The sequence below is a fragment of the Pseudomonas sp. NPDC077186 genome (genome assembly GCF_044543505.1).
Classification (GTDB): Bacteria; Pseudomonadota; Gammaproteobacteria; order Pseudomonadales; family Pseudomonadaceae; genus Aquipseudomonas.
Window position 1 is genome coordinate 202150 of the sequence record NZ_JBITWE010000001.1, and the last position, 13354, is coordinate 215503.

A 13354-nucleotide genomic window follows, 5' to 3' on the forward strand; every position below is an offset into this window, starting at 1 on the left:
GGAACAAAGCCCGTATCATACCCAACCCGTCAACCCCCTGACAGCTGCAATGCAGTGGCCGCTCCGGCGCCCGCCCGAGCCCGGTGCCCTGCCCCATTCGAGAGTGAGCTTCCCCATGATCAAACTGCACACCAACCACGGCGTCATCACCCTGAACCTGTTCGCCGACAAGGCCCCGGAAACCGTGGCCAACTTCGAGCAATACGTGAAGGAAGGCCATTACGACGGCACCATCTTCCACCGCGTGATCGGCAACTTCATGATCCAGGGCGGCGGTTTCGAGCCGGGCATGAAGCAGAAGCCGACCCGCGCGCCGATCAAGAACGAAGCCAACAACGGCGTGGCCAACAAGGTCGGCACCATCGCCATGGCCCGCACCATGGAACCGCATTCGGCCAGCGCGCAGTTCTTCATCAACGTCGCCGACAACGGCTTCCTCAACCACAGCGCACCGACCGTGCAGGGCTGGGGCTACGCGGTGTTCGGTGAAGTGGTCGAAGGCATGGACGTGGTCGAGAAGATCAAGGGCGTCGCCACCACCATGAAATCCGGCCACCAGGACGTGCCGGTCGACGACGTGATCATCGAGAAGGCCGAAGTCGTCGCCGAGTAAGTCGATGATCCTGCTGATCTCCGATCTGCATCTCGAAGAGCAACGCCCGGACATCACCCGGGCGTTTCTGCATTTTCTCGCCACGCGCGCGCGCCAGGCCGAGGCGCTGTACATCCTCGGCGACTTCTTCGAAGTCTGGATCGGCGACGATGGCATGACGCCCTTCCAGCATGAAATCGCCCGCGCGCTGCGCCAGTTGAGCGACGCCGGCACCCGCACCTACCTGATGCACGGCAACCGCGACTTCCTCATCGGCCAGCGCTTCTGCCGCGAGGCGGGCTGTACCCTGCTGAAGGATCCCAGTCTGGTCGAAATGGCCGGAGAGCGCGTGCTGCTGATGCACGGCGACAGCCTGTGCACCCTGGACGTCGGCTATATGAAGCTGCGCCGCTGGCTGCGCAATCCGCTGTCGCTGCTGATCCTGCGCAACCTGCCGCTCGGTACCCGACAGAAGCTGGCGCGCAAGCTGCGCAACGAAAGCCGCGCGCAGACGCGAATGAAAGCCAGCGAGATTGTCGACGTCACGCCAGAGGAAGTGATTCGGGTGATGGCCGCGCATGACGTGCGCACGCTGATCCATGGCCATACCCATAGGCCGGCGGCGCACGAACTGGACGTGAGCGGCCAAGCGGCGCGGCGCATAGTGCTGGGCGACTGGGATCGTCAAGGCTGGGCATTGCAGGTCGACGAAACGGGCTTCAACCAGGCGCCGTTCGAACTGACGCCAGCCTGACCGTAGCCCGGATGAAATCCGGGGCGATCTTTCGATAAATCCCCGGATTTCATCCGGGCTACGACGCTGCAGGGCTTTGCTCCCCTCTCCCGCTTGCGGGAGAGGGGCTGGGGGAGAGGGTAACGGCGGACGCTGAAATACCCTATCCCGCCCTTCGGGCACCCTCGGCTTTGGCGTCCTGCGTCGCCCTACCTCCTGCATCCATGCAGTCGTCTCCCATAAATGGGAGAGGGTCATCAGATGGCCGCTACGCGGCCTTTTATGCAGGCACACCGCTATGGAAACGGAACTGCTCGTCCGCCGTGGTGATCAGCTCCTGCTCCACCGCGCGCACCACCTCGATGCGTGCATCCACGTCGGCTGAGTCGCCATACAGGTAGGCGAGCTTGAGATAGCCCCGATAGTGGCGCCCTTCGCTCTCCAGCAGCCCGGCATAGAACTTGGCCAGTTCGGCATCCAGACGCGGCACCAGGGCGGCGAAACGCTCGCAGGAACGCGCCTCGATAAAGGCGCCGATCACCAGCACGTCCACCAGCCGCTCCACTTCCCCGCCGCGCAGCAGCGCGCGCAGGCCGGCGGCGTAGCGCGAGGCGGAAACATGGCGAACCTCGATGCCGCGGCCGCGGATGATCTTGCTCACCTGCTCGAAGTGCACCAACTCCTCACGGGCCAAACGCGACATTCTCGCGGTCAATTCGGTCTTGGTCAGGTAGCGCCCCATCAGGCTCAGCGCCGTCTGCGCCGCCTTGTATTCCAGGTTGCGGTGGTCGAGCAGGAGGATTTCCTGCTGGCGCAGGGCCTCGTCCAGCCAGGCATCCGGGGTGGCGACGCCGCCGAGAAAGTCGAGAATTTCCTGCAGGATCGACGCGCTTTCCTCGCCTTTACTCGGAATATGCTGGGCAATTGACATCATCAGGTGGCGCTCTCGAACGCTGGCGGGGTTGGCAATGGCGGGCCATTATACGAGTGAGCGCCAAGACGGCCAGCGCGCCGTTGATGCAGGTCAACAAGCCCGTCAACCGCGCGCCGCTATAGTTGGACAAGTGCCACTCATTCTCAGGGAGACGACCATGCAAGCGATCCGCAGCATCCTGGTGGTAATGGAGCCGCAGCACCCGGAGGGCCTCGCGCTCAAGCGCGCGAAACTGATAGCCGGAGTCACCCAATCGCGCCTGCACCTGCTGGTGTGCGACAAGAAGGGCGAGCACAGCGCCTGGCTCAACGACCTCAGCAGCAGCCTGAGCGAGGAAGGTTACGCCGTCTCCGCCCAGCAGGCCTGGCACGACAGCCCGCACCAGACCATCATCGCTGTGCAGCAGGCCGAAGGCTGCGGCCTGGTAGTCAAGCAGCACCTGCCGGACAACCCACTGAAGAAAGCCATCCTCACCCCCGACGACTGGAAGCTGTTGCGCTACTGCCCGGGCCCGGTGCTGATGGTCAAGACCGACAAGCCCTGGACCGGCGGCACCATCCTCGCCGCGGTGGACGTGGGCAATGCCGACGGCGAGCACCGCACCCTGCACGCCGGCATCATCAGCCATGGCTACGACATCGCCGGCCTGGCCAAGGGCGAACTGCACGTGATCAGCGCCCACCCGACACCGATGCTGTCGGCGGCCGACCCGACCTTCCAGCTCAAGGAAACCATCGAGGCGCGCTACCGCGAACAGTGCCGGAGCTTCCAGGCCGAATACGAGATCGGCGACGACCGCCTGCACATAGTCGAAGGCCCGGCCGACGTGCTGATCCCGCAGATCGCCCACCAGCTCAGCGCCGCGGTCACGGTGATCGGCACCGTGGCGCGCACCGGGCTGTCCGGCGCCCTGGTCGGCAATACCGCCGAAGTGATTCTCGACTCGCTGGAGAGCGACGTGCTGGTGCTCAAGCCGGACGAGATCATCGCCCACCTAGAAGAGCTGGTGGCGCAACGCTGAAGTAAACGCCAGCCAGACAAAAATGCCGCTCGCCATTGCGAGCGGCATTTTTTGTGCTCAGGACAAAAGCCAGGAGGTGGATCGCCGTGCACGAGCTGGCGGATTGCATCCGGGCTAGCCACCCGGCCTCAGACGCGCAGTTCCAGGCCTTCGCGGAGGAATTTCGGCGCGATATAGCGCTCGTAGTGCGCCTCGGAGAGCAGGAAGAACTCGCGGTCGATGGCGTCGCGCAGCTCCGGCAGGGCCCAGCCACGGAACTCGGGCAGCAGCGCCATGCCGTAGGCATCGAGCTGGTTGATCACCCGCGCGCCGCGCGCGATCAGCTGGTAGGCCCAGCAATAGGGCGACTGCTGCGGCACGAAGCGGATTTGCCGCTGCTCCAGTTGGGTGCGCAGGCGCTGCTCGTCGAACACCTCGACCTTGGCCGTCATCACCTGCACCAGCAACACTTCCAGGCGCAGCCACACGGCGCGCTTTTCCTCGTCGCCGTAGCTGTTCCAGTTGATCACCTCGTGGTGAAAGCGCTTGCAACCGCGGCATACCACATCGCCGTAAACGGTCGAGCACAGCCCCACGCAGGGCGTCTTGATGCGCTGATTGGACATGGCAAAAGAGTAAAGACAGCGGAACGGCCGAGCATCTTAGTCCTTTGTCTAAGCAAGATCACCCCCGCCAGGCCCTGGGCTTTGGCTTAACTTTATCCGCGCTTTCCATTAGAATCGGCCCGCCTTTTACGGCGCCAATGTCCGTTGGAAGCTGTTTTCAAAGCGTCACGAGCACAGTCGATCCTGCAGGTACGATGGCGACGCAGCCACTTGGAGTCCCCCCGAGCGTCTGCGTCAGCCCTCATCAGAAACCGTCCTGCCGGCGTAAAACTTTGAAAGCAGCTTCTACAAGAGACTCATGAAACCTCGGCTGATCGGCTCATAAAGTCGAAAAGCGCCTGGTCATGAGTATCTGGATCGCGTCCCGGACAACCCTTTGGGACCACTGATGAGGGTAATAACTGTGCTTGAAGCCTATCGCAAACACGTAGCAGAGCGTGCCGCTCAGGGTATCGTGCCCCAGCCGCTGAACGCCGAACAAACCGCAGGCCTGGTCGAGCTGCTGAAAAACCCGCCGGCTGGCGAAGAAGAATTCCTCGTAGACCTGATCACCAACCGCGTACCGCCAGGCGTGGACGAAGCGGCCTACGTCAAGGCCGGTTTCCTCTCTGCCGTCGCCAAGGGCGAAGCCAGCTCTCCGCTGATCAGCAAGCAACGCGCTGTCGAGCTGTTGGGTACCATGCAGGGCGGCTACAACATCGCCACCATGGTCGAGCTGCTGGACGATGCCACCCTGGGCACCGTTGCCGCCGAACAACTCAAGCACACCCTGCTGATGTTCGACGCCTTCCACGACGTCGCCGAAAAAGCCAAGGCTGGCAATGCCAACGCCAAAGCCGTGATGCAGTCCTGGGCCGATGGCGAGTGGTTCACCAACAAGCCGGCCATCGCCGAGAAGTACAGCCTGGCCGTGTTCAAGGTGCCTGGCGAAACCAACACCGACGACCTGTCCCCTGCCCCGGACGCCTGGTCGCGCCCCGACATCCCGCTGCACGCCCTGGCCATGCTGAAAATGGCTCGCGACGGCATCGTGCCGGAGCAGCAAGGCGCCATTGGCCCGCTGAAGCAGATCGAAGAGATCAAGGCCAAGGGTTTCCCGGTCGCCTACGTCGGTGACGTGGTCGGTACCGGTTCCTCGCGCAAATCCGCCACCAACTCGGTGCTGTGGTTCTTCGGCGACGACATTCCGTACGTGCCGAACAAGCGCGCTGGCGGCTTCTGCTTCGGCACCAAGATCGCCCCGATCTTCTACAACACCATGGAAGATGCCGGCGCCCTGCCGATCGAGTTCGACGTCTCGAACATCAACATGGGCGACGTGATCGACGTCTACCCGTACGCCGGCAAAGTCTGCAAGCACGGCACCGACGACGTCATCACCACCTTCGAACTGAAAACCCCGGTGCTGCTCGACGAAGTCCGCGCTGGCGGCCGTATCCCGCTGATCGTCGGCCGTGGCCTGACCGAGAAGGCGCGCGCCGAACTGGGCCTGGGCTCCTCCGACCTGTTCAAGAAGCCGGAGCAGCCGGCTGACAGCGGCAAGGGCTTCACCCTGGCGCAGAAGATGGTCGGCAAGGCCTGCGGCGTCGAAGGCGTGCGTCCGGGCACCTACTGCGAACCGAAGATGACCACCGTCGGCTCCCAGGACACCACTGGCCCGATGACCCGCGACGAGCTGAAAGACCTGGCGTGCCTGGGCTTCTCCGCCGACCTGGTGATGCAGTCCTTCTGCCACACCGCGGCCTATCCGAAGCCGATCGACGTCACCACCCACCACACCCTGCCGGATTTCATCCGCACCCGTGGCGGCGTGTCCCTGCGTCCGGGCGACGGCATCATCCACAGCTGGCTGAACCGCATGCTGCTGCCTGACACCGTCGGCACCGGTGGCGACTCGCACACCCGTTTCCCGATCGGCATTTCCTTCCCGGCCGGCTCCGGCCTGGTCGCCTTCGCCGCCGCCACCGGCGTCATGCCGCTGGACATGCCGGAATCCGTGCTGGTGCGTTTCAAGGGCAAGATGCAACCGGGTATCACATTGCGTGACCTGGTCCATGCCATCCCCTATTACGCCATCCAGAAGGGCCTGCTGACCGTCGAGAAGAAAGGCAAGAAGAACATCTTCTCCGGCCGCATCCTCGAGATCGAAGGCCTGGACAACCTGACCGTCGAGCAGGCGTTCGAGCTGTCCGACGCCTCCGCCGAGCGTTCGGCTGCCGGTTGCACCATCAAGCTGCCGGAAGCGGCCATCGCCGAATACCTGCAGTCCAACATCACCCTGCTGCGCTGGATGATCAGCGAAGGCTACGGCGATGCCCGTACCCTGGAGCGTCGTGCTCAGGCGATGGAAGCCTGGCTGGCCAACCCGGTACTGATGGAAGCCGACAAGGACGCCGAGTACGCCGAAGTGATCGAGATCGACCTGGCCCAGCTCAACGAGCCGGTACTGTGCGCGCCGAACGACCCGGACGACGCCCGTCTGCTGTCCAGCGTGGCTGGCGACAAGATCGACGAAGTGTTTATCGGCTCGTGCATGACCAACATCGGTCACTTCCGCGCCGCCGGCAAGCTGCTGGACAAGGTCAAGGGCGGTATCCCGACCCGTCTGTGGCTGTCGCCGCCGACCAAGATGGATGCTCACCAGCTGACCGAAGAAGGCTACTACGGCATCTACGGCAAGGCCGGTGCACGCATGGAGATGCCGGGCTGCTCGCTGTGCATGGGTAACCAGGCTCGCGTCGCTGCCAACTCCACTGTGGTGTCGACCTCCACCCGTAACTTCCCGAACCGTCTGGGCGATGGCGCCAACGTGTACCTGGCCTCTGCCGAACTGGCCGCGGTCGCTTCGATTCTCGGCAAGCTGCCGACCGTCGAGGAGTACATGGTTTACGCCAAGGATATCGACAGCATGGCTGGCGACATCTACCGTTACCTGAGCTTCGACCAGATCGCCGACTTCCGCGAAGCGGCGGCCAACGCCAAGATCCCGGTCGTTCAGGCCTGATCAAAGCGCTGTAGAACAAGCCCCGCCTCGTGCGGGGCTTGTTGTTTATAGCAAGCGCAAATCGTCGCAGCGCCTTGCGGCGGCAACGGCAGCGTCTACCTTCTGAATTGGGGACACCCCATACGACCATTCAGGAGACCATCATGAAGCCATGGATCATCGCCGCCCTGTGCCTGTTCGGCCTGGCCGGCTGCAGCAGCGAGTACATCATCACCACCACCGACGGGCAGATGCTCACCAGCGACGGCAAACCGGAGCTGGATCGGGATACCGGCATGCTCGAGTTCACCGACAGCGAAGGCCGCAAGCAGCAGATCCCGCAGAGCAACGTCAAGCAGATGCTGGAGCGCTAGCTAGCGCCTCCCCCTCAAGGTCGGCAAACGCCAACACGCTGGCCGTGATGGCATATGCATTGCTTCAGTCCCGATAACAGAGCGCTTCCAACGGCGGAAGCCGCTCACGACAATGGCGTCGTGCCCCCTGCTGCCCCAGTGGCGGACGTGGGTACGGCGCCTTTTTGCGTGGAGAAGGGACAAGCAACATGAGCGAACAACAAGCAGCCCTCAGCGATGCGCCGGGTGGAACCGGGATCGGCGATGCGCCGGAGAAGCGCACGCTGAACATCGGCTTCATGGCCCTGACCGATGCCGCCTCGGTGATAGTGGCCGCCACTCAGGGCTTCGCCGAGAAGCACGGACTGACCCTCAATCTGCAGCGCCAGAGCTCCTGGGCCGGGCTGCGCGACAAGCTGCTGAGCGGCGAACTGGACGCCGCGCACAGCCTCTACGGCCTGATCTACGGTGTCCAGTTCGGCCTGGGTGGCGCTCCGGCCACCGACATGGCGGTCTTGATGGGCCTGAACCAGAACGGCCAGAGCATCAACCTGTCGCAGCCGCTGCTGGCCGCAGGCGTGAGCAGTGGCGAAGCACTGCAGCAGCACGCGCACCAACAAGGTGCACGCCTGACCTTCGCCCAGACCTTCCCCACCGGCACCCACGCCATGTGGCTGTATTACTGGCTGGCCAGCCAGGGCATCCACCCGCTGCACGACGTCGACAGCGTGGTGGTGCCGCCGCCGCAGATGATCGCGCACCTCAAGGCCCGCCGCATCGACGGTCTCTGCGTCGGCGAGCCGTGGAGCGCGCAGGCGGTGGACGAGGGCCTTGGCTGCACCGTCGCCACCAGTCAGTCGATCTGGGCCGATCATCCCGAGAAGGTGCTCGGCTGCACCCGCGAATTCGCCCTGCAGTATCCCAATACCGCCCGCGCGCTGATCATGGCGGTACTGGAAGCCAGCCGCTTCATCGACGAGGGCGAGGAGAACAAGCGCAGCACGGCACAACTGCTCAGCGGCCGCGACTACGTCGACGCACCGCTGTCGGCCATTCAGCCCCGTTTTCTCGGCCAGTATCAGGACGGCCTCGGCCATGCCTGGCAGGACGCCCATCCGCTGCGTTTTCATGGCGAGGGGGCGGTGAACCTGCCCTACCTCTCCGATGCCATGTGGTTCATGACCCAGTTCCGCCGCTGGGGCCTGCTGCGCGACGATCCCGACTACCTCGGCGTCGCCCACCAGGTGCAACAACTGGGGCTTTACCGCGAGGCCGCGCAGGCGCTGAATATCCCCATACCCGCGGACATGCGCAGCGCCACGCTGCAGGATGGCACCCGCTGGGACGGCAGCGACCCGGCCGGCTACGCCCGCAGCTTCCGCCTCCATGCCCTGGCCGACAGCCCGGCTGTCGCCCTGTAATCGCCCGGAGAGTCCACGATGCTGCGTATCCTGCTGATCAACGACACCCCGAAGAAGGTCGGCCGCCTCAAGTGCGCGCTGATCGAGGCCGGCTTCGAGGTGATCGACGAGTCCGGGCTGACCATCGACCTGCCCGAGCGGGTCGAAGCGGTGCGCCCCGACGTGATCCTGATCGACACCGAATCCCCCAGCCGCGACGTGATGGAACAGGTGGTGCTGGTCAGCCGCGACCAGCCGCGGCCGATCGTCATGTTCACCGACGAGCACGACCCCGGCGTGATGCGCCAGGCGATCCAGAGCGGGGTCAGCGCCTACATAGTCGAAGGCATCCACGCCCAGCGCCTGCAGCCGATTCTCGACGTGGCCATGGCCCGCTTCGAGAGCGACCAGGCCCTGCGCGCCCAGTTGCAGGCGCGCGATGCCCAGCTGGCCGAACGCAAGCGCATCGAGCTGGCCAAGGGCCTGCTGATGAAGATGAAGAGCTGCAACGAGGAAGAGGCCTACACCCTGATGCGCCGCCAGGCCATGAGCCGCCAGCAGAAGCTGATCCAGGTCGCCGAACAGATCATCGCCATGCACGATATGCTCGGTAGCTAAAGCTTCAAGCCACAAGCTGCAAGCCACAAGTACAAGCGGCATCCTGCGCCACCGCTCAGCTTGGGACTTGTAGCTTGAAGCTTGCCGCTCAAAGGCTTATCGTCGCCTCCGGCCAGCGCACTGGCCAACGTCGCTCGGACGGTTCCGGGCGCTTACGTACTTCGAGGAAATCATGGCCGACAACGCCAAGCGCCGCTTTGCGCGCATCGATCGTCTCCCCCCCTATGTGTTCAACATCACCGCCGAGCTGAAGATGGCCGCCCGCCGCCGTGGCGAGGACATCATCGACTTCAGCATGGGCAACCCGGACGGCGCCACGCCGCCGCACATAGTCGAGAAGCTGGTGCAGGTCGCCCAGCGCGAAGACACCCACGGCTACTCCACCTCGCGCGGCATCCCGCGCCTGCGCCGCGCCATCTCGCGCTGGTACCAGGAGCGCTACGCGGTGGACATCGACCCGGAAAGCGAAGCCATAGTCACCATCGGCTCCAAGGAAGGCCTGGCGCACCTGATGCTGGCCACCCTGGACCATGGCGACACCGTGCTGGTGCCCAATCCCAGCTACCCCATTCATATCTACGGCGCGGTGATCGCCGGCGCCCAGGTGCGTTCGGTGCCGCTGGTGCCGGGAGTGGACTTTTTCGCCGAGCTGGAACGGGCGATTCGCGAATCCATCCCCAAGCCGAAGATGATGATTTTGGGTTTTCCCTCCAACCCCACCGCGCAATGCGTGGAGCTGGACTTCTTCGAGCGCGTGGTGGCCCTGGCCAAGCAGTACGACGTGCTGGTGGTGCACGACCTGGCCTACGCCGACATCGTCTACGACGGCTGGAAGGCGCCGTCGATCATGCAGGTGCCGGGGGCCAAGGACATCGCGGTGGAGTTCTTCACCCTGTCCAAGAGCTACAACATGGCCGGCTGGCGCATCGGCTTTATGGTCGGCAACAAAGAACTCGTGTCCGCCCTGGCGCGGATCAAGAGCTACCACGACTACGGCACCTTCACTCCGCTGCAGGTGGCCGCCATCGCCGCCCTGGAAGGCGACCAGCAGTGCGTGCGCGACATCGCCGAGCAGTACCGCCAGCGTCGCAACCTGCTGGTCAAGGGCCTGCACGAAATCGGCTGGATGGTGGAAAAGCCCAAGGCCTCGATGTACGTCTGGGCCAAGATCCCCGAGGCCTATGCCCCGCTCGGCTCGCTGGAATTCGCCAAGAAGCTGCTGGCCGAGGCCAAGGTCTGCGTCTCGCCGGGCCTGGGCTTCGGCGACTACGGCGACGACCACGTGCGCTTCGCCCTGATCGAGAACCAGGATCGCACCCGCCAGGCGCTGCGCGGGATCAAGGCGATGTTCCGCGCCGACGGCCTGCTGCCGGCTAAGAAGGCCAAGGCCGATAGCGAGTAAAGCCGCCAGGGCGCCGCGAGGCGCCCTGGTCATATCGACCGGGACAATCCCGCGACAGTCGGTGCGCATGGCGCACCCTACAAGTGCTCAACCGGAATAATCCAGCGCCGTCCAGGCGCGGCTCAGACCCTGGGCCAGCACACAGCCCGGGCTGGCCAACTCCTCGTTGAACGCCGCCGGCAGCAGGGTGGTTTCCCCCTCTGCCGCGCCGTGGCGCTCGGTCAGCCATTGCAGCTTGCCGCAGTTGGGCGTGTCGATCACATAGCTGGCGGCGATGCTCGAGTGATGCCCGGGCAGACGGATCACGTCCAGCACCCTGCCCGCCTCCTCCACGCGCCGGCCGTCGGACACCAGCACGGCCCAGGCCTGCTCGCCCTCGATCACCAGGTAGGCGCCGTTGGCCTGCGGCCGTTCGATCTGCGGCTGGGCGCAGCCGCTCAGCACCGCCAATAGCACAATCGTCATCAGCATCTGTTGCATTGCCAATTCTCCTCTCGCAAGGCGTCCACCGTGCGGGGCGGACGGGTCGATGTCGCTGCAGTGGCCTCACTATCCACCAACACTGTTTATTTGTACAGTATTTTTCGTTTACCCTTGGCCTCTCGAACCAATGCACAGGAGCCGCATCATGCTGGACGTACTGCAGCTGAAACACCGGGTGAACCGCATGCCGCTGGAGCGGGTGCGCGAAATGGTCGAGGAACTGCAGCTCGAGGGCATCGTCACCGAGAACCGCACGCCCTTTAACCGCCAGCACTTCAACACCTGCTTCGCCGAGATCGAGGCGTTGCTGCAGCGCGCCGGCTACCACCGCCAACTGGATGTGGTCGGCTATCAGGGCCTGGCCTACGCGCTGTTCGACCCGGCACGCTGGGAGGCGGTGGAGGTGCTGCGCTGGCTGCGCGATTTCGTCGAGGAAGCCAAGGTCAGCCCCGCACTCTGAACGCGCGCGATACGAACCAAAAGCAGGCTGAGCGGCCAGATCCCTGCACGGCTGCAGGGCATCGAGCGCCTCTGGCGGCGCCAGGATGGTCGGCTACGGCGCCGCCCAAGCGCGTCGAAGTCTCAGGCTATCCATTTGATACACAAGGCATTTCCTCATCTCCACGACGGCTCTGCCATGCATTGTCGGGAACGCTGCCGGCACACTTGGCAAAGGCTTTGCTAGGTCAGGACTAACCCACGTCTTAGGATCGCCAACGGCGGTGATCGGGACGAATAGACAAAGACGTCAAAGGCACCCACTGCTCCGGCAGCGGGCTGTCTGCGACGTCTTTTTTCGTTTCTGATAGCTGAGGAATTGCCATGCACCGTCGCATACCGCTGAAAAAGACCCTGTCGCACCTGAGCTGTGCCGTAGCCCTGCTGCTCTCGCCGCTGGCCCTGGCCGCGGAGCCGGAGAAGGAGGAACTGAAGTTCGGCTTTATCAAGCTGACCGATATGGCGCCACTGGCCATTGCCTATGAGAAAGGCTTCTTCGAAGACGAGGGGCTGTACGTCACCCTGGAAGCCCAGGCCAACTGGAAAGTGCTGCTGGACCGGGTGATCGACGGCGAACTGGACGGCGCCCATATGCTCTCCGGCCAACCGATCGGCGCCACCATCGGCTTCGGCACCGAGGCCGAGGTAGTCACCGCCTTCACCATGGACCTCAATGGCAACGCCATCACCATGTCCAACGCGGTATGGGAGGAGATGAAGAAGCATGTGCCCATGGCCGGCGGCAAGCCGCTGCACCCGATCAAGGCCGACGCCCTCAAGCCGGTGATCGACCAGTTCGCCGCCAGCGGCAAGGCCTTCAACCTGGGCATGGTGTTCCCGGTATCCACCCACAACTACGAGCTGCGCTACTGGCTGGCGGCCGGCGGCATCCACCCCGGCTACTACGCCCCGCACAAGGGCGACACCAGCGGCCAGATCGATGCCCAGGCGCTGCTCTCGGTGACCCCGCCGCCGCAGATGCCGGCCACCATGGAAGCCGGCACCATCCACGGCTACAGCGTTGGCGAGCCATGGAACCAAGCCGCGGTGTTCAAGGGCATCGGCGTGCCGGTGGTGGCCGACTACGCCATCCGCAAGAACATGTCGGAGAAGGTCTTCGGCGTGTCCAAGAGCTGGGCCGAAGCCAACCCGGAGACCCACAAGCGTGTGGTCAAGGCATTGATCCGCGCCGGCAAGTGGCTGGACGAAGGCGACAACGCCAACCGCGCCGAGGCGGTGGAAATCCTTTCCCGTCCGGAGTACGTCGGCGCCGATGCCAAGGTGATCGCCAACTCCATGACCGGCACCTTCGAGTTCGAGAAGGGCGACAAGCGCGAGGTACCGGATTTCAACGTGTTCTTCCGCTACCACGCCACCTACCCCTACTACTCCGACGCGGTCTGGTACCTGACCCAGATGCGCCGCTGGGGGCAGATCGCCGAGGCCAAGCCGGACAGCTGGTACTTCGACATGGCCAAGCGCGTGTACCTGCCGCAGATCTACCGCGCAGCCGCCGCCGAGCTGGTGGCCGAGGGCAAGGCCGATGCGGCTGATTTCCCGCCGGCCGATGACGACGGCTTCCGCGCCCCCCTGCAGGGCACCATCGACGGCGTGGTCTACGACGGCCGCCAACCCAATGCCTATCTGCAGCAGTTCCAGATCGGCCTGAAAGGCGACGCCACGCTCTGACCCCGCCCGGGAGCCGGCTGACCGGCTCCCTCCCCCGATTGCA

13 protein-coding genes are annotated in these 13354 nt (G+C 64.3%); 10 read left to right on the top strand and 3 right to left on the bottom strand.

Annotated elements, in window-relative coordinates:
• Nucleotides 1-115 precede the first annotated feature (115 nt).
• Together ACIGKL_RS00930 and lpxH are read left to right on the top strand one after the other, a co-directional pair.
• Entirely contained in the window at nucleotides 116-613 is a 498-nt protein-coding gene (locus tag ACIGKL_RS00930) for a peptidylprolyl isomerase (protein WP_397484864.1), read from the top strand.
• A 4-nt stretch (nucleotides 614-617) separates the two neighbouring features.
• Nucleotides 618-1346: a UDP-2,3-diacylglucosamine diphosphatase gene (gene lpxH / locus ACIGKL_RS00935; protein ID WP_397484865.1), complete on the top strand. Its 729-nt coding sequence runs from the start codon at nucleotides 618-620 to the stop codon at nucleotides 1344-1346.
• Nucleotides 1347-1605: 259 nt separating this feature from the next.
• Here the strand turns inward: lpxH and ACIGKL_RS00940 are convergent, their stop codons facing one another.
• On the bottom strand, nucleotides 1606-2259 hold the full coding sequence (locus tag ACIGKL_RS00940; protein WP_397484866.1) for a tRNA-(ms[2]io[6]A)-hydroxylase: 654 nt from the start codon (nucleotides 2257-2259) through the stop codon (nucleotides 1606-1608).
• 157 nt (nucleotides 2260-2416) lie between these two features.
• On the opposite strand from ACIGKL_RS00940, the gene ACIGKL_RS00945 reads away from it, so the two are divergent.
• Entirely contained in the window at nucleotides 2417-3280 is an 864-nt protein-coding gene (locus ACIGKL_RS00945; protein WP_397484867.1) for a universal stress protein, read from the top strand.
• A 128-nt stretch (nucleotides 3281-3408) separates the two neighbouring features.
• Here ACIGKL_RS00945 and ACIGKL_RS00950 read toward each other — a convergent pair whose 3' ends face one another.
• A complete protein-coding gene (locus tag ACIGKL_RS00950; RefSeq protein ID WP_031303887.1) occupies nucleotides 3409-3885 on the bottom strand; it encodes a DUF1289 domain-containing protein in 477 nt (158 codons plus the stop codon).
• A gap of 403 nt (nucleotides 3886-4288) precedes the next feature.
• Between ACIGKL_RS00950 and acnB the strand changes: the two genes are divergently transcribed.
• The 5 genes from acnB (at nucleotide 4289) to alaC (ending at nucleotide 10641) form a co-directional block, all read left to right on the top strand.
• Entirely contained in the window at nucleotides 4289-6889 is a 2601-nt protein-coding gene (acnB, locus tag ACIGKL_RS00955) for a bifunctional aconitate hydratase 2/2-methylisocitrate dehydratase (RefSeq protein ID WP_397484868.1), read from the top strand.
• A gap of 143 nt (nucleotides 6890-7032) precedes the next feature.
• Nucleotides 7033-7242, top strand: a complete 210-nt coding sequence (locus ACIGKL_RS00960) for a YgdI/YgdR family lipoprotein (protein WP_122109788.1) — start codon at nucleotides 7033-7035, stop codon at nucleotides 7240-7242.
• Nucleotides 7243-7430: 188 nt separating this feature from the next.
• Nucleotides 7431-8642: a CmpA/NrtA family ABC transporter substrate-binding protein gene (locus ACIGKL_RS00965; RefSeq protein WP_397484869.1), complete on the top strand. Its 1212-nt coding sequence runs from the start codon at nucleotides 7431-7433 to the stop codon at nucleotides 8640-8642.
• Nucleotides 8643-8660: 18 nt separating this feature from the next.
• Nucleotides 8661-9239: an ANTAR domain-containing response regulator gene (locus tag ACIGKL_RS00970; RefSeq protein ID WP_397484870.1), complete on the top strand. Its 579-nt coding sequence runs from the start codon at nucleotides 8661-8663 to the stop codon at nucleotides 9237-9239.
• A 172-nt stretch (nucleotides 9240-9411) separates the two neighbouring features.
• Nucleotides 9412-10641, top strand: a complete 1230-nt coding sequence (alaC, locus tag ACIGKL_RS00975; RefSeq protein ID WP_397484871.1) for an alanine transaminase — start codon at nucleotides 9412-9414, stop codon at nucleotides 10639-10641.
• An 87-nt stretch (nucleotides 10642-10728) separates the two neighbouring features.
• Here alaC and ACIGKL_RS00980 read toward each other — a convergent pair whose 3' ends face one another.
• Nucleotides 10729-11121 carry a lipoprotein gene (locus ACIGKL_RS00980; RefSeq protein WP_021445894.1) on the bottom strand — a complete coding sequence of 131 codons (393 nt, stop codon included), beginning with the start codon at nucleotides 11119-11121 and terminating at the stop codon, nucleotides 10729-10731.
• A gap of 148 nt (nucleotides 11122-11269) precedes the next feature.
• Between ACIGKL_RS00980 and ACIGKL_RS00985 the strand changes: the two genes are divergently transcribed.
• Both ACIGKL_RS00985 and ACIGKL_RS00990 read left to right on the top strand, forming a co-directional pair.
• Entirely contained in the window at nucleotides 11270-11584 is a 315-nt protein-coding gene (locus ACIGKL_RS00985; RefSeq protein WP_397484872.1) for a transcriptional regulator, read from the top strand.
• Between the two features lie 362 nt (nucleotides 11585-11946).
• On the top strand, nucleotides 11947-13311 hold the full coding sequence (locus tag ACIGKL_RS00990; protein ID WP_397484873.1) for a CmpA/NrtA family ABC transporter substrate-binding protein: 1365 nt from the start codon (nucleotides 11947-11949) through the stop codon (nucleotides 13309-13311).
• Nucleotides 13312-13354 lie beyond the last annotated feature (43 nt).